Origin of the sequence: Bacillus sp. SIMBA_031 (assembly GCF_046535225.1) — a bacterium.
Classification (GTDB): domain Bacteria; phylum Bacillota; class Bacilli; order Bacillales; family Bacillaceae; genus Bacillus; species Bacillus velezensis.
In genome coordinates, this window is sequence record NZ_JAWRXC010000702.1 from 1 (window position 1) to 234 (window position 234).

The 234-nt window shown below is 37.6% G+C and carries 1 protein-coding gene; it reads right to left on the bottom strand.

What is annotated here, in order from left to right; translation table 11 throughout:
* Nucleotides 1-234 (bottom strand): hypothetical protein (locus SB724_RS21885; RefSeq protein ID WP_410573186.1); only part of this gene is annotated, 234 nt, incomplete at both ends.

Consider the following 234-nt stretch of genomic DNA (forward strand, 5'->3'; position numbering starts at 1 on the left):
ATTTGAAGTTCAAGGATTGGACGAACTACTTCAACATGACCAAAATCTTTCTTAGGTTCTGGTGTCCTACAAGTAACACTTTCGTCTCTCTCTATCGGGGAAAATCCATCACCATGTGAAATGAAAATTTTGCCAACGCCAGATTCATATGAGTTATCCCTAATGTAGTCATGGTCATAATACTCAATAAGATTACCTTGAGTGACTTTGTAAATCGGTTGAGCGATTTCAACT